At 63.8% G+C, this 15709-nt stretch carries 15 protein-coding genes and 1 riboswitch; of the genes, 10 read left to right on the top strand and 5 right to left on the bottom strand.

Annotated elements, in window-relative coordinates:
* The first annotated feature begins 4 nt into the window (after positions 1-4).
* Positions 5-1189, top strand: coding sequence for a GGDEF domain-containing protein (locus tag ACHIRB_RS02190; RefSeq protein WP_395123899.1), 1185 nt, complete (start codon positions 5-7; stop codon positions 1187-1189).
* On the opposite strand, the gene fgd is transcribed toward ACHIRB_RS02190, so the two are convergent.
* A complete protein-coding gene (gene fgd, locus ACHIRB_RS02185; protein ID WP_199704330.1) occupies positions 1186-2196 on the bottom strand; it encodes a glucose-6-phosphate dehydrogenase (coenzyme-F420) in 1011 nt (336 codons plus the stop codon). The genes ACHIRB_RS02190 and fgd overlap by 4 nt on opposite strands.
* Before the next feature lie 280 nt (positions 2197-2476).
* Here fgd and ACHIRB_RS02180 point away from each other — a divergent pair, with 280 nt between their 5' ends.
* The 4 genes from ACHIRB_RS02180 to ACHIRB_RS02165 are packed head-to-tail and all read left to right on the top strand — an operon-like array spanning position 2477 to position 5167.
* On the top strand, positions 2477-2761 hold the full coding sequence (locus ACHIRB_RS02180) for a hypothetical protein (protein WP_395123900.1): 285 nt from the start codon (positions 2477-2479) through the stop codon (positions 2759-2761).
* A gap of 45 nt (positions 2762-2806) precedes the next feature.
* Positions 2807-3496, top strand: a complete 690-nt coding sequence (locus ACHIRB_RS02175; RefSeq protein WP_395123901.1) for a TVP38/TMEM64 family protein — start codon at positions 2807-2809, stop codon at positions 3494-3496.
* A gap of 55 nt (positions 3497-3551) precedes the next feature.
* Complete coding sequence (locus ACHIRB_RS02170; protein WP_395113972.1) at positions 3552-4316, top strand: HAD-IIA family hydrolase; 765 nt, start codon at positions 3552-3554, stop codon at positions 4314-4316.
* A 47-nt stretch (positions 4317-4363) separates the two neighbouring features.
* Positions 4364-5167: a transglutaminase-like domain-containing protein gene (locus ACHIRB_RS02165; protein ID WP_395123902.1), complete on the top strand. Its 804-nt coding sequence runs from the start codon at positions 4364-4366 to the stop codon at positions 5165-5167.
* 18 nt (positions 5168-5185) lie between these two features.
* Here the strand turns inward: ACHIRB_RS02165 and ACHIRB_RS02160 are convergent, their stop codons facing one another.
* The 3 genes from ACHIRB_RS02160 to ACHIRB_RS02150 all read right to left on the bottom strand — a co-directional run bounded on the left by ACHIRB_RS02160 (position 5186) and on the right by ACHIRB_RS02150 (position 7571).
* Entirely contained in the window at positions 5186-6421 is a 1236-nt protein-coding gene (locus ACHIRB_RS02160; protein WP_395123904.1) for an O-succinylhomoserine sulfhydrylase, read from the bottom strand.
* Complete coding sequence (locus ACHIRB_RS02155; protein ID WP_395113897.1) at positions 6418-6837, bottom strand: rhodanese-like domain-containing protein; 420 nt, start codon at positions 6835-6837, stop codon at positions 6418-6420. The genes ACHIRB_RS02160 and ACHIRB_RS02155 overlap by 4 nt, the downstream gene beginning before the upstream one ends.
* Positions 6838-6889: 52 nt before the next feature.
* Positions 6890-7005, bottom strand: a riboswitch (SAM riboswitch).
* Positions 7006-7073: 68 nt separating this feature from the next.
* A complete protein-coding gene (locus ACHIRB_RS02150; RefSeq protein WP_395113898.1) occupies positions 7074-7571 on the bottom strand; it encodes an Rv0361 family membrane protein in 498 nt (165 codons plus the stop codon).
* Positions 7572-7794: 223 nt separating this feature from the next.
* Between ACHIRB_RS02150 and ACHIRB_RS02145 the strand changes: the two genes are divergently transcribed.
* Both ACHIRB_RS02145 and ACHIRB_RS02140 read left to right on the top strand, forming a co-directional pair.
* Positions 7795-9186, top strand: coding sequence for an FAD-dependent oxidoreductase (locus ACHIRB_RS02145; RefSeq protein WP_395123905.1), 1392 nt, complete (start codon positions 7795-7797; stop codon positions 9184-9186).
* A gap of 94 nt (positions 9187-9280) precedes the next feature.
* Positions 9281-10060, top strand: coding sequence for an amidohydrolase family protein (locus ACHIRB_RS02140; RefSeq protein WP_395123906.1), 780 nt, complete (start codon positions 9281-9283; stop codon positions 10058-10060).
* An 8-nt stretch (positions 10061-10068) separates the two neighbouring features.
* On the opposite strand, the gene ACHIRB_RS02135 is transcribed toward ACHIRB_RS02140, so the two are convergent.
* Positions 10069-10551: a DUF456 domain-containing protein gene (locus ACHIRB_RS02135; protein WP_395123907.1), complete on the bottom strand. Its 483-nt coding sequence runs from the start codon at positions 10549-10551 to the stop codon at positions 10069-10071.
* A gap of 271 nt (positions 10552-10822) precedes the next feature.
* Between ACHIRB_RS02135 and ACHIRB_RS02130 the strand changes: the two genes are divergently transcribed.
* From ACHIRB_RS02130 to ACHIRB_RS02120, 3 genes are all read left to right on the top strand, one after another.
* Positions 10823-11908 carry a CaiB/BaiF CoA transferase family protein gene (locus tag ACHIRB_RS02130; RefSeq protein WP_395113903.1) on the top strand — a complete coding sequence of 362 codons (1086 nt, stop codon included), beginning with the start codon at positions 10823-10825 and terminating at the stop codon, positions 11906-11908.
* A gap of 220 nt (positions 11909-12128) precedes the next feature.
* Entirely contained in the window at positions 12129-13913 is a 1785-nt protein-coding gene (locus ACHIRB_RS02125) for a putative bifunctional diguanylate cyclase/phosphodiesterase (RefSeq protein ID WP_395123908.1), read from the top strand.
* An 86-nt stretch (positions 13914-13999) separates the two neighbouring features.
* Complete coding sequence (locus ACHIRB_RS02120; RefSeq protein ID WP_395123909.1) at positions 14000-15709, top strand: putative bifunctional diguanylate cyclase/phosphodiesterase; 1710 nt, start codon at positions 14000-14002, stop codon at positions 15707-15709.

The raw sequence follows: 15709 nt of genomic DNA, 5'->3' as shown, positions 1-15709 counted from the left end.
TGCTATGTCCCCTGACCGACTTCCCGACCCGACCGAACAGTCGGCGCTGATGAACGTCGGTGAGGTCGTGCGTGAGTGGTGGGTGTCGCCCGTCGATTTCCAATGGCTGCGTGAGTTTCTGGCAAGTAGGTCGTTGACCGACCCGGTTCGGCTGTTGATCGCACTCATAGCTGCACTACTCGCGGTGGTCCCCGCGCTGGGCCTGCTCACCCACGACGCGCCCGACCACATCGCAGGGCGGGCACTGCTCGTCGTCGCGATGGTGACCGCCGCCGCTTGGAGTGTGCGCTGGTTACGTGGACCATGGCCGACGGCATTCGGCTCCGCCCTGTTCGTGATCTGGGCCGACATCGCGATAACTGTGTGTTGCCTGCTGCACGGCAACGCCCTGTCCGGGCTCGCAGGCACGACGACGTTCGTTCTGATCGGTGCGTACGTCACGTTCTTCCACGGCCCTCGGCCGCTGTGTGCCCAGCTCGCGTGGTCGTTGCTCACAGTCGTCGCACTTGCGATTCCCGTCGCGACGGGACCGGACGGCGATCCTGCGACAGCCATCGGAAAAGCCTTCGTGACGATCGCCGCTGTCGTCGTCCTGCCGCCGATCCTGCAGATCAGCTACACGCTCATCCGTTCCGACGCTGTCGACTCGCTTGTCGACCCACTGACGGGGCTGCTCAATCGACGCGGACTGCAGACCCAATCGATACAACTCGCACGAGGACAACGTGTTGCCGGCGACACGGTTGTGCTGATCTCGATCGACCTCGATCGCTTCAAGACGATCAACGACACACTCGGGCATTCCGTCGGCGACGAGGTACTGCTACGAAGCGCACGCCGGATCAGGTCGGTGGTCCGCAGCGACGCGGTGCTGGCCCGGCTCGGCGGCGAAGAATTCGTCGTGCTCGACGTGCTGCCCCTCACGCACGCCGACGAGCTTGCCGAGCGAATTCGCGTCGCGATCAGCGCCAAGGCCGACCGCGCACCTGTCACTGCGAGCGTCGGCTTCGCGATCGCGAAGCGGGACTTGTTCGCAGGTTCGGCGGCCGATGCCGTAGACGCGCTCGAGCAGCTACTCGACCGAGCGGACACGGCGATGTACGAGGCGAAACGAGCCGGCCGCGACCGCGTTTCCCGCGATATCGCCGATATCCGGGATAGCTCCGACGACGACGCGCTCGAAAGCTAGCCGGCCGCGCGCAACCTCGGCGCAAGATCTCGCTCGAACAGTTCGAGGAACCGCTTCTGATCGTGTCCAGGCGCATGAAACACCAGGTGGTTGAGGCCTGCATCGAGGTACGGCGTGATCTTCGAGACGACGTCGTCGGGGTCTGAACCGACGATCCAGCGCTTGGCGACCTGCTCGATCGGCAGGGCGTCGGCAGCTGCTTCCATCTCGATCGGATCTTCGATGCTGTGCTTCTGCTCCGGTGTCAGGGACAGCGGCGCCCAGAATCGTGTGTTCTCCAGTGCTGCATCGGCGTCGGTGTCGTAGGAGATCTTGATCTCGATCATGCGATCGATGACGTCGGTCGAGCGGTCGACCTTTGCGGCACCTTCGGCGAGTGCGGGCATCAGTTTCTCCGTGTAGAGCTCCATACCCTTGCCCGACGTGCAGATGAAGCCATCGCCCGCTCGTCCCGCATACCGTGCGACGACGGGTCCGCCCGCTGCGATGTAGACCGGCACGCCACCGTCGGGAACGTCGTAGATCGACGCGCCCTTCGTTTTGTAATATTCGCCGTCGAAGTCGACGCGATCCCCGACCCACAGTTCGCGCATAAGCTGCACTGCCTCGCGCAACCGCGCGAAACGTTCCTTGAACTCGGGCCACTCACCTGCGTATCCGGTTGCGATCTCGTTGAGCGCTTCGCCGGTACCGACGCCGAGCATCACCCGTCCCGGATACAGGCAGCCCATGGTCGCGAACGCCTGTGCGATCACGGCAGGGTTGTATCGGAAGGTCGGCGTGAGCACCGAGGTCCCCAGCTGGATCCGCTCGGTGCGCTCGCCGACGGCAGTCATCCACGCGAGCGAGAAAGGGGCATGGCCGCCGTTGTGGCGCCACGGTTGAAAGTGATCACTGACCGTGGCGGAATCCATGCCGTGTTGCTCGGCGAGGACTGCCAGTTCGACGAGTTCGCGAGGTCCGAATTGTTCCGCGGACGCCTTGTATCCCAGCTTGAGCTCAGGCATGCACTACTCCTTTGTCGGCTGACCCGAGCCTAGCGAGAGTCCCCGACGCGCATCCGGGCGGTGCAACGTCGTGAGCAGTAGGAATTGCCCAAGTTTTTCGGCGTTTGCTCTCGCATAGCGAACGGCCGGTCTGTTATATTTCCGAGACCTTTCGAGGCTGTACTACGCACCTAGGTGTGAGGTAAAGGACTTGTTCGCGGCACGGGTGCGGTACGAGCAACGTTAGGTGCTCGGGTCAACGCCGACTGCGCGGCAGCGGTGCCATGAAAGGGGCGGTCCAATGCCACAGCCCAGACATCTCTCCCGCTCGACCGGACAGTCGACCAAGGAACCTCGCCATCGGGCGCAGAGCCAAGAGGCAGCGATACGGGCCGCGAGGCACCGAGCGGCCGCGGATCTCCCGGGCGCAGGCACCCTCGTCGGCGATGGACCCGCCCGCCACCGCGCACATCGACTCCCCGACGACGTTTCGGGCGACGATCGTAACGGCGACACCGATCGACCCGAGGTCAGCATGTCGTTGCGCGAGTGGACGAACCAGCTCTTCTACACCGGTTCGAGCTGAACCCGACACGACTCGACAACCCCGGTGCGGCAAGATTGCCTTGCCATGACCGACATCGACGACAACCCGCGGGCAACCCGCAGGCGACACGTCGTGCGGCTCGTCCTTTTCGCCACTTTCCTGCTCGGCCTGTTCGTTCTCGTTGCTGTGACGCGCGTCGTCGATGTCGAGGACCTCAGGGCAACGGTTGCGGCGACCGGCCCGGCAGCGCCATTGACCTACGTCGTGCTGGCGGCCGCTCTCGGCGCAGCACTCGTACCAGGGCCGATCCTCGCCGCAGGCAGCGGACTGCTGTTCGGAACGGTGCTCGGCACCTTCGTGACCCTCGGCGCCACTGTCGGCACCGCCCTGACAAGTGCCTTCCTCGGTCGCCGGGCGGGCCGTAACAGCACCCGCGCCCTGCTCGGCCCCGAGCGGTCCGATCGCGTCGACGCGCAGATCGAACGGTGGGGCCTGTGGGCTGTCGTCGGTCAACGCTTCGTTCCCGGCGCACCCGACGCGCTGTCCGCCTACGCCTTCGGCGCCTTCGGACTTCCGTTGTGGCAGATGGCAATCGGGGCTTTCATCGGGTCGGCACCGCGGGCGTTCGTCTACACCGCGCTTGGCGCTTCGGTCGGCGATCTGTCCTCACCGCTTGCCTACTCGGCAATCGCGGTGTGGTGCGCAATGGCCATTGTCGGCGCGTACGCCGCGCGGCGCGGTTATCGACGGTGGCGTGGTAAGGCAGCACAATGAGGTGGTGACGCGAACAGCGACCGAACTCGACCCCGACACACAACTGTCGTATCTGATGGACATGGACGGAGTTCTCGTCCACGAGGAACACCTCGTCCCCGGCGCGGACGAGTTTCTGGCCGAGCTACGGCAGAACCAGACACCGTTCATGGTGTTGACCAACAACTCGATTCGCACCCCGCGTGACCTGCATGCGCGGCTGGTGCGGACAGGTCTCGACATCCCCGAGCGGTCGATCTGGACCTCTGCTCTTGCGACGGCGACCTTCCTGAAGAATCAGCGCCCCGGCGGCAGCGCGTACGTCGTCGGCGAATCCGGTTTGACCACGGCACTGCACGACATCGGCTACGTCCTCACCGATACCGACCCCGACTACGTCGTCCTCGGCGAAACGCGCACCTACTCCTTCGAGGCCATCACCAAGGCGATTCGCCTCGTCGAGAACGGCGCGCGGTTCATCGCGACCAATCCGGACGCAACGGGTCCGTCTCGTGAAGGTTCACTGCCCGCAACGGGATCGGTCGCTGCCCTCATCACGCGGGCCACCGGCCGCGAACCGTACTACGTCGGCAAACCGAACCCGCTGATGATGCGCTCGGCGCTGCGCGCGATCGGCGCACATTCCGAGCACACGTTGATGATCGGCGACCGGATGGACACCGACGTCGTCTCCGGGCTGGAGGCGGGACTGCGGACGATTCTCGTGCTCACCGGAATCTCGACCCGGCAGAGTGTCGAGTCGTTTCCCTATCGTCCGACGCTCGTTCTCGACTCGGTCGCCGACCTCATCGGACGAACGCGAAATCCGTTCGAAAGCTGATCGCACCCAGCGCGGGGAGCCCCGACCGCTACTGGCACGATCGAGGAGTGAAGCGCGACGTATCTGCCCATCTCGATGTCGATATCAGAGCTGCGACAACCCTCGAATTCCAAATTGCCGTTGCGAAGCTGCCAGGCATCGAGGTGACCGAGTCGTTGTCGTTCACTCACGACGGCAACCCGGTGGAGGCTGCGGAGATAATCGGCTTGCACGGCACCAGGATTCACAAATTCGAGGTCGGCGAAGGCAATCTCGTTGCGAGCTATCACGCGAGCGTCACCGGTCGCGCCGAACCCGACGAGGCGACCGACTACGACCTCTCGGTCTATCTACGGCCGAGCCGCTACGCCGAGGCCGACAAGTTCTTCGGTTTCGCCGCAAAGGAATTCGGCCAGTACCGCGACTCCGAAACACTGCTCGCGCAGATATCGGGGTGGGTGCGATCCCGGATGTTCTACGTGCCCGGCAGCAGCGATCCGATCGACGGCGCGGCAGACACTCTGCTGTCCGGCGCCGGGGTGTGCCGCGACTACGCACATCTGGTCGTTGCGTTTCTTCGTGCGATGAATGTGCCTGCCAGGGTGGTCGCGGTGTACGCGCCCGGCTGTGTCCCCATGGACTTCCATGCGGTCGCGGAGGCGTACGTCGACGGCGTGTGGCGCGTCGTCGATGCGACCGGTCTGGCACCACGGTCGACGCTGGTACGCATTGCTACGGGCCGCGATTCGGCCGATACGGCGTTTCTCGACAACCACAGCGGCGACATCTGGCTCAACCACGTCTGGGTCACGGTCGTCGTCGAGGGGATGCTGCCGATCGACGACATCACCGAGTTGGTGTCCCTCGGCTAGCTAGGCCAGCTAGCCGTGTTAGCTCAGGGCTTGATCGAGATCGCCGAGCAGGTCTTCGATGTCTTCGAGGCCGACCGAGATCCGGACCACCGAATCGGTGATGCCGATCGCCGCGCGGCCTTCGGGTCCCATTGCTCGGTGCGTCGTCGTCGCCGGATGTGTGATCAGCGATTTCGCGTCGCCGAGGTTGTTGGAGATGTCGACGATGCGAAGGGCGTCGAGCACTTCGAATGCACGCTTCTTGCCCATACCGTCGGGTGCGTCGAGTTCGAACGTGACGACCGTTCCGCCGCCGCTCATCTGGGTCCGGGCAAGCGCATATTGTGGATGCGATTCCAGGTACGGATATTTCACCCAACGGATCGCGTTGTGGCCTTCGAGGAACTTCGCGATGGTCAGCGCGGATTCGGTGGAGTGCCGAACGCGCAGCGGCATCGTCTCCAGTCCCTTGAGCAGGGTCCAAGCGTTGAAGGGGCTCAGCGCCGGACCGGTATGCCGCATAAGGGTTTTGACGGGTCCGTCGATGTAGTCCTGCGAACCGAGGATCGCGCCGCCGAGCACTCTGCCCTGACCGTCGATGTGCTTGGTGCCCGAGTACACAACGACGTCGGCGCCGAGTTCGAAGCTGCGCTGCAGCAGCGGCGTCGCAAAAACGTTGTCCAGCACAACTTTTGCGCCCGCTGCATGCGCGAGCTCGACGACCCGCGGAACGTCGACGAGTGACTGCATCGGGTTGGACGGCGTTTCGAAGAACACAGCCGCCGTCGGTACCGACAGTGCCTGCTCCCACTGGTCGAGGTCGTCACCGTCGACGAAGACGGTCTCGACACCCCAGCGCGGCAGGATTTCGTTGCAGACGACGAAACACGAGCCGAACAGACTGCGCGCTGCGACCAGACGATCGCCTGCGCCGAGCAGTGCACCGAGTGCGGTGAACACGGCAGCCATGCCACTCGCGGTGGCGAAACATGCCTCTGCACCGTCGATGAGCCGCATACGTTCTTCGAACATCGCAACCGTCGGGTTGCCGTAGCGCGAGTAGACGAAATGATCGACTTCGCCGGTGAACGCGGCTTCGGCAGCTCCAGCGCTCTCGTAGACGAAGCCGGACGTCAGATACAGGGCCTCGGCGTTCTCTTCGAAACCCGAACGCATCAGTCCGCCACGGACGCCGATGGTCGCGGGACCGACTCCCGCCGGGAGTGGCTTCTCGAACGCTCCACCGGTCGGGCGGCTGATCTTGCCGTCACTCATGACTGCGTCCAGGGCAACCCGATGGCACGCCAACCGATCGCGCCGCGGTGGCCGTCTGCGTCGATCGGGCCTTCGAAACCTTCGAGAATGTTGTAGGACGGGCCGATCCCTGCCGCGGTGGCTGCCTTTGCCGCGCCGACCGATCGTTGACCCGAACGGCAGAGAAACACGACCGGCCGTTCGACTCCGGGTGTGAGACCTGCCTCTTTCAGCTGGTCGACGAAGTTGTCGTTGCGTGCGCCGCCCGGGTAGCCGACCCATTCGACCAGCAACGACTTGCGGCCGATCGAGGTGGTGTCGGCGACGCCGACGAACTTCCATTCGGCCTCGGTGCGGACGTCGACGAGCACCGCGTCGGGGTGCTCGGTCAACAGATCCCACGCCTGCTGCGGAGTGATATCGCCTGCATAGCTCACGTCATGCGCCTTTCACAATGCCCTGGACTCGCCGGCACTGCACTGGCCTTGGAGTCCGCGCTTGCCGCGTCCGGAATTGAAGCACGGCCAGGTCGTCACCCGGAGCACCCCACCGCGGAGGAGGGTTGCCGACCAGCTAGCCGGGGCTGTTCGCTGGTACTCATGACCTCAGCAGAGGATCGCTCGCTACCCGTGCTTCTGTCAACTTCTGCGTATGCAATCGCGAGTAATTGCGATCAGTTGCACACCAGCCAGCCGCCATCGCTGCGGACGAAGTTCCATTCCGCGACCGGCAGGTCCTTCTCGTCGGCAGCGACGGTGACGTCGGCCTTTGCGCGGTCGCCGTCGACTTTCACGTTCTCGACCTTGCTGTAGGTGATCTTGTCGCCACCGGGCTTCACGACGAAGGCATTGTCGTCGAAACCGGGACAGACAGCACCCTTCAACTGCGCATCCTCACCGTTGCGAGCCTTGATGTAGGCAATGGTCGCCTGGTCGACGCGCTGCGCTTCGGAGACGTTCTCCTCGGCAGGTGACACGATGCCGCCGATGACGATGGCCGCGATGATCGCCGCTACGACCGCGACGGCAGCGATGAACGGGACGGGGGTGCGCTCCCACTTGGACTCGGTGTCGGCGCCCTCGACGACCGCATTCGTGTCTGCGGAATCCGCGGCGACCTGCTGCGCTGCCTCGTCGCCCCTGTTGTTGCGCTTCTTCTTCTTGGCGGTCACGAGGGAATCCTCCACGGGCGCCGCGTGTGGGGCAAACGCGCACCCTGCAAGTCGGCGTGCGGGGTGACGATAGACTTCAACGGCTGAGCCTGCCGCGCACATCTCCCGAGCGGATCGGTTCGGCCGTTGCTTTGGCAGATTAGAGATTTGGCTAATTAGGCTTAGCTAAGTTTAAGCTCGCGTCAGCGAACGTCCATTTCGTCGAAAAGGTGCACGGTAGAAGATGACAGACCAGTCTCGAGCGGCTCAGTCGCCCGCCCAGTCCCGTCCGCTTCGCGTGGCCATCATCGGCGCAGGTCCGGCAGGTATCTACGCCGCTGACGCGCTGATGAAATCCGACGCCGAGGTCAGCATCGACCTCTTCGAACGTATGCCTGCACCGTTCGGCCTCATCCGCTACGGCGTCGCACCCGATCACCCGCGCATCAAGGGCATCATCACCGCACTGCACAAGGTGCTCGACAAAGAGCACGTTCGGCTGCTCGGCAACATCGACTACGGCACCGACATCGATTTGACGACGCTGCAGCGTTTTTATGACGCCGTGATCTTCTCCACCGGCGCCAACGCCGACCGCGCACTCGAAATCCCCGGCGTCGATCTCGAAGGCTCCTACGGCGCCGCCGACTTCGTTTCCTGGTACGACGGGCACCCCGATGTGCCCCGCAACTGGCCGCTCGAGGCCGAGAAGGTCGCTGTTCTCGGTGTCGGCAATGTCGCTCTCGACGTCGCCCGTGTGCTCGCCAAGACCGGCGACGAGCTGCTGCCGACCGAAATCCCCGCCAACGTCTACGAAGGCCTCAAAGCGAACAAGGCCGTCGAAGTGCATGTGTTCGGTCGCCGCGGACCCGCGCAGGCCAAGTTCACGCCGCTCGAACTGCGCGAACTCGATCATTCCCCGACGATCGAAGTGATCGTCGACCCCGAGGACATCGACTACGACGCAGGTTCGGAAGCGGCTCGCCGCAACTCCAAGATCGTCGACATGGTCGCAAACACCATCCAGGACTGGGCGATCCGCGACGTCGGCAACCGCCCCCACAAACTGTTCCTGCACTTCTTCGAATCGCCGACCGAAATCCTCGGCAAGGACGGCAAGGTCGTCGGACTGCGGACCGAACGCACCGAACTCGACGGCACCGGCAACGTCCGCGGCACCGGCAAGTTCAAGGAATGGGAGATCGGCGCCGTCTACCGCGCTGTCGGGTACCTGTCGCAGAACGTCTCGGACCTGCCTTTCGACGATCAAGCCGGGACCGTGCCGAACGAAGCGGGCCGGGTGCTGGACGACGAAGGCAACCACGTCGCCGCGACCTATGTCACCGGCTGGATCAAGCGTGGCCCGGTCGGACTCATCGGCCACACCAAGGGCGATGCGAACGAGACTGTGGCATGCCTGCTCGATGACAGCGAAAGCTTCACCGGCGCAACGGAACCCGAGGAAAGCTCGATCATCGAATTCCTGGAGAGCAAGTCCATTCCGTTCACGACGTGGCAGGGCTGGTACCGCCTGGACGCCCACGAACGTTCCCTCGGTGAGCCGGAGGGCCGCGAACGTATCAAGGTCGTCGAGCGCGAAGACATGCTCCGCGCCAGCGAGCCGCACAAGGCCTAGTAGCGAGCAGCCTGATCCCCCACCTGCCTCGTCCGGGCGTGAAATACGCCGCATCTTGGCTTGCCCGCTTGGCTTGTGGGGCATGCTTAGAGCTGTGTTCGACGCCCATCTTCACATCATCGACCCGCGGTTTCCGCTGGTCGGAAACAACGGCTATCTTCCGGAACACTTCACGATCGCCCAGTACCGCGAGCGGATGAGCGGTTTCGGCGTCGAAGGCGGTGCCGTCGTCAGCGGGTCGTGGCAGGAAACCGACCAGACCTACCTGGTGGCAGCTCTTGCCGAGCTCGGCGACAGCTGGGTCGGGGTGACACAACTAGACCCCGATGCGACCGACGACGACATCGTCGAACTCGATCGGGCAGGGGTACGTGCGATCCGTTTCAACCTCAAGCGCGGAGCCATCGATATCGCCGGGTTGACCCTGCAGGCCTTGCGCGCCCACGAGATTGCCGGGTGGCACGCCGAGCTCTATGTCGACGGCTCGCTACTGCCGTCGCTGGAACCCGTGTTGGCGAAGCTGCCCGCCGCAAGCGTCGATCATATGGGCATGTCCACCGACGGGCTGCCGTACCTGCTGAATCTCGTCGACCGCGGGGTCAAGGTGAAGGCAACCGGCTTCGGTCGGGTCGACATGGACATCCTCGACACGTTGCGGCAGATACATGCGGTGAGTCCCGAAGCATTGATGTTCGGGTCGGACCTACCGGGGACGCGTGCGCAACGTGCGTTCGATGCCTCGGATATCGATGTGATCGCCGACGCCGTCGGCGACGACCTTGCCGCGGTGCTCGATACCAATGCACGCCGGTTCTACCGGGTGCCACCGAAACGTGCTGTCCAGCAGAGCGAATCGTCGGTAGCACTGGGCTGAGGCGCGCATCACGTCGCGATTGCGGCTACCAACCAGATGCCGCTCGCGAGCAGCGCACCGAGCAGTTCGATCAGCATCGAAAGGCCGACCGCCTTGGTGGCGTGCCACGTCGCGGGCCACGCCTGGTCGTGACGCGAAAGCCGCTGCAGCTCGGACAGATACGTGCCGAGGATGAAGCCGATGAACAGGCCGATCACCGGGACGACGAAGAACCCGACGATGCCGAACAGCGCACCGATCACGAGGGACCGCTTCGGCACCCCGGCGTCGCGCATCTTCTTTCCTGGCCAGGTGTACTTGACTACACCCGAGATGACAAGCAGCACAGTGCAAATCGCGAAAACGGCCCAGCTGCTCACACCGCCCTCGACGATCGCCCAGACCAGGATCGCACCGAATACCAGCACAACGCCGGGCAAAATCGGGACCACGACGCCGATGAGACCGACGAGGATCACCAGGCCGACGAGGAGCTCACCCCAGCCGCTCATGCGGCTGCCGCGATCCGAGCGGCAGGTACGAGATTGATCATGGGCCAAACCCTATCCGGGCAAACCACCCATCGCGCGGTGCGCCCGCGCGGGCGAAGTCGCCAACGCTATTGACCCGCGGCCAACGGCACCCGCTCGTGCGTGAAGAACGCCGATTCGTACACTGTCGAATCGTAAGCATGTCGAATCGGAAGCTTGTCGAATCGGAAGCTTGTCGAATCGGAAGCTTGTCGAATCGAGACCCAGCTCCAACCCGGAACGAGGATGCAGAGTGACCACAGCGAAACAAGGCCCGCTAGCCGGAGTACGCGTCGTCGAATTGGCCGGCATCGGACCCGGCCCGCACGCGGCATTGCTGCTCGCCGACCTCGGTGCGGATGTGGTCAGAGTCCAGCGAGCTGGGCAACTACCCGGCGGGATGGATCGCGCACAGCTACGTAACCGGACGGTCGTCGAAGCCAATTTGAAGGACCCCGCGGGAATCGAGATCGTGCTCGACCTGCTCGACCGCGCGGACGTCCTCATCGAGGGCTTTCGGCCGGGGGTTACCGAGCGGCTCGGGCTCGGTCCCGCCGACGTGCACGCCCGTAACCCGAAGATCGTCTACGGCCGGATGACGGGCTGGGGGCAGGAGGGTCCGCTCGCGGATCGGGCGGGCCACGACATCAACTACATCTCCCTCACCGGCGTGCTGCACGCCATCGGCCGCAAGGGTGAGCGACCGGTTCCGCCGCTCAACATGGTCGGCGATTTCGGCGGCGGCTCGATGTTCCTCGTCTTCGGCATCCTGGCGGCTCTGGTCGAGCGCCAGACCTCGGGCGAAGGTCAGGTCGTCGATGCCGCGATGATCGACGGCACGCTGGCTCTCTCACACATGATCTGGGGAATGCGCGGCGTAGGCATGTGGTCCGACGAGCGTGGCGTGAACATGCTCGACACCGGAACGCCCTACTACGACACCTACGAGACCTCGGACGGCAAATACATGGCTGTCGGCGCTCTGGAACCGCAGTTCTATGCCCAATTGCTTGCGGGCCTCGAGCTCGATCCTGCCGATCTGCCCTATCAGATCGACCCCGCCGGATTCCCGAAGCTGCGTGAACTGTTCACCGCGAAGTTCAAGACGAAGACCCGTGACGAGTGGGCCGAGGTCTTCGCAGGTACCGACGCCTGCACGACGCCGGTCCTGACGTTCGAGGAAGCGAACTCGAACGCCCATATCGCGGCGCGTGGCTCTTTGATCGAGGTCGACGGCGTCGTTTCCCACCTGCCTGCGCCGCGGTTTTCTCGCACACCGAACGCTGTGCCTGCCGCGCCACCGAGGGAAGCGACCGACCCGTCGACGGTCTGGCGCTGACGACCCGGTCCGCTTCGAGAAAAATTACGCAAATCTGCCGCCGTAATTTTGCCGGTTTTGCTTTCGCTGGAAAACGGGCTCATACCAACATGCACCCACTCGAGAGATTAAGCTTCAAAGCCGAACCGGCAGTCCTTCCAGCGCGCAATAATCTCCGATATTCAACTAGGCATCCTCCAGCAAACCGGGGAGGGTGAGATAGAGCGGTAATGTGAACAGCGTGCGGCGAACCCAGCGGCTCGGCGAAGCAGGCGCACCGGCACGCGTGCCGTTCGCTCTCGCTACGTCGACCGTCATGGCGCGAACTACGGGCGGCCTCTTCGCGATGGGCGGCATTCTCGGCACCGTGCTCAGCGTCCTGATGCCCCACGACGGTCCTGGCAATCGGCTCGTCGTCGCAGTCGCAGCATTCGGCGCTGTCTGTTTCGGTCTCGGTTTGGTGGTGATCGGCGATCGGGTCCGCCCGAGCACCCACCAGATCCTGGTGGTTTTCGGGACGATCCTGATCACCGTCGCCGTCCACCAATCGACGAGCAACGCAGCCGCTCTGTCACTTGCCAGTTGCTACGTTTTCGTCGCCTGCGATTCGTCGTTCTTCTTCTCGTGGTTTCGCGCGGCCGGACAGATCCTGTTCGCCGTCGTGTGCTGTATGACGGTCCTGATGTTGCGGCCCGAACTGCCGTGGTGGTCGGGGCTGATTCCGTCCGGCGTCACCATCGCGGTCGGCTGCGTCGTCGGTGTCCTTGCCCGGCTCGCGTCAGACGCCGATATCGATTCGCTTACCGGCTTGTTGAACAGACGAGGATTCGATCGGCGTCTCCATTTGGAAATTGCGCGGGCCACTCGTACAGGTTTGCGTCCCGCTTTGATTTTGTTCGACCTAGACCGTTTCAAGGCCGTCAACGACGAATTGGGTCATCGATCCGGTGACGCCGTATTGCAACGTGTCGCCGATCAATGGCAGAAGTTACTCGGACCGACCCGGATTCTCGCCCGCTACGGCGGCGACGAATTCGCGTTGCTTGTGCCGGACATGTCGGAGCAGGGTGCAATATCGCTCGCCGACCAGATGCGTGAGGCGATCGCACTCGGCTGCTCCGCAGGCGTCACGTCGTGGCAGCCCGGCGAATCGGGTTCGTTCCTCGTCAGCCGCGCCGACGTCGGGCTCTATCGCGCAAAGCAAGCCGGTCGCAATCGAACCGTCCTGGAATCGTCACGACGACCGCCGCTCGCAGTCGAACTGGTGGAGGCGATCGCGCGCGAGACACTCGAGGTCCAGTACCAGCCCATCGTCAGCCTCGTCGACGACGGGCAAACAGTCGGCGTCGAGGCCCTCGTGCGGTGGCAGTCGCTGACGCAGCCGTCGGTTACGACCGAAGAGGTGATCCGGGTCGCCGAAGAGAACGGCCTGATCGGCAACCTCGACAAGTTCGTCCTCTACCGTGCGTGCCGGGACGCACACGACTTCCAGAATGCGGTCGCGGACCGTCGACTGATCCTCAACGTCAACGTTTCGGGCCTCGAGCTGGTCGAAAAGGACTACGTAGGAAGAGTCGACGAAGTGTTGCGTGCTACCGGTTGGCCCGCGGCGCAACTGGTGCTCGAAGTAACCGAAAGCGTCCTCGACGTCAACACGCCCACGGCAATCACCAACCTGACCGAGCTACGCACGCGCGGCATCAGGATCGCCATCGACGACTTCGGCACCGGCTACTCGTCATTGAGCAGGCTCAAAACGCTGCCGACCGATTTCCTGAAGTTGGACGGGTCGTTCATCACCCCCATTACGTCGGAAGGCGAGGCGCCGCCGCTACTCGAGGTCATCGCGTTGCTTTCGACGTCACTCGGTCTGCCCGTGATCGCCGAAGGTGTGGAGAACTCGCATCAAGCTGCCGTTCTCACGGCCCTCGGCTATTCGCTCGCCCAGGGTTTCTACTACGGTAAACCGCAGTCGGCGAGGGGTTTGATCGACAGCCTGGGGACCCCGACCTCGGTAGGTACCTGAATGTGAGGTGGGGGGGTGAGCACGGATCGCGCTAGACGACGACCGATCCGACGCTCTGCGCCGTCCACCCTGATCCTGCCGTCTCTATGTCTCGCACGGCCGGCGGACTCTACCTCTTCGGAGGCATCCTCGGCACGACGGTGACGATTCTGATGCCGAACGAGACGAGCGGCAATCGCCTGATAGTCGGCAGCGTGGGTGCATCGGCATTGATCATCGGTGCGGCGCTGCTCATCTTGGGACGACGAGTCGATCCGCGCACACATCCGGTGCTGATTCTGTCTGCGACGGTCCTGCTAACCGTCGGGATCGTCAACGCAACCAGCAGCATCGCTGCCCTGGGTTTCGCGTCGCTCTACGTCGCGATCATCTGTGATGCGGCGTTTGTCTTCTCGTGGGCGTGGGGTGCGGTCAACACCGTCTTCGCCGTCACGATGTGCATGGTCAGCCTTGCGGTCCGGCCGGATATCCCGTGGTGGACCGGGCTGGTACCCGCAGGGGTCTCACTGGCCGTTGCCTGCTGTGTAGGGGTGTTGGCTCGGATCGCGTCCGACGCAGACATCGACGCGCTGACGGGTCTTGTCAACAAGCGTGGCTTCGATCGGAGCCTCGACCTGGAAATCGCGCGGGCAGGGCGAATCGGCACGCGACCGGCGATTGCGGTGTTGAACCTCGATCATTTCAAGCTTTTCAACGACTCCCGTGGTTACGCCGACGGTGACGCAGAACTGCAGCGCATCGCCGACATCTGGCGAAAGTTGCTGGGTCCGAATCGAATTCTGGCGAGGTATGGCGGCGACGAATTCGCGCTGCTGATGCCGAACATGAGCGAGCACGGCGTGATTCTGCTCGCCGACCGGATGCGAGACGCGATCGAGGTCGGCTGCTCCGCCGGCGTCACATCGTGGCAGCAGGGCGAGTCTGCGTCCTTTATGGTCAGTCGGGCGATGGTCGGCCTGTACCGCGCGAAACTGGCCGGGCGCAATCGGTCCGTTCTCGAAACCGATCACGATCCGCAGCCGACCGCCGCGATCCTGGACGCAATCCGGTCGGACGCCGTCGACATCGCGTTGCAGCCGATCGTCGACCTCCAAGCCAGCGGCAAGGTGGTCGGCTACGAAGCGCTCGTCCGGTGGTGCGACGCCTCGTCACAGACCGTGAGTCCCGCCGAAATCGTCCATGCCGCTGAGGAAAACGGCTTGATCTCACACCTCGGCGCCTTCGTTCTCGCACGTGCCTGCGAGCAGGCGATGCGGTTGGCCAAGGCGACGCCGGGTGAGAAGCTGACGCTCAACGTCAACGCGTCCGGACTCGAGTTGATCGAGGCGGGTTTCATCGCCGGAGTGGACGAGGTGCTGAGCCGAACCGGTTGGCCCGCAGACCAACTGGTGGTCGAGGTGACGGAGACGTTCCTCGACATCGACACACCGGTCGCCATCGCCAACCTTGCTGCGCTGCGCCGACGCGGTATCAGGATCGCCATCGACGATTTCGGTACCGGGTACTCGTCACTGAGCCGTTTGATGACCCTGCCGACCGATATTCTCAAGCTCGACGCCTCGTTCGTTGCCTCGATCGCGCCCGATTCTCCGCCACCGCCTCTGCTCGAGGTGATCGCGAAACTCAGTGCAGCGCTTGGCTTGTACATCATCGCCGAAGGCGTCGAGTACACCAATCAAGCGACCGCACTTTCGACGCTCGGCTATCGATTCGCACAGGGGTATCTCTACGGACGGCCGCAGTCGGTCGAGCAGTTGCTTGCAGATCTCGCGGCGAACCACCCCATCCCCACCTGA

This window comes from Antrihabitans spumae (assembly GCF_043944905.1).
Lineage (GTDB): Bacteria > Actinomycetota > Actinomycetes > Mycobacteriales > Mycobacteriaceae > Antrihabitans > Antrihabitans spumae.
Note: the sequence above shows the minus strand (reverse complement) of the source record. Positions and strands in the feature narration are given on the sequence as shown.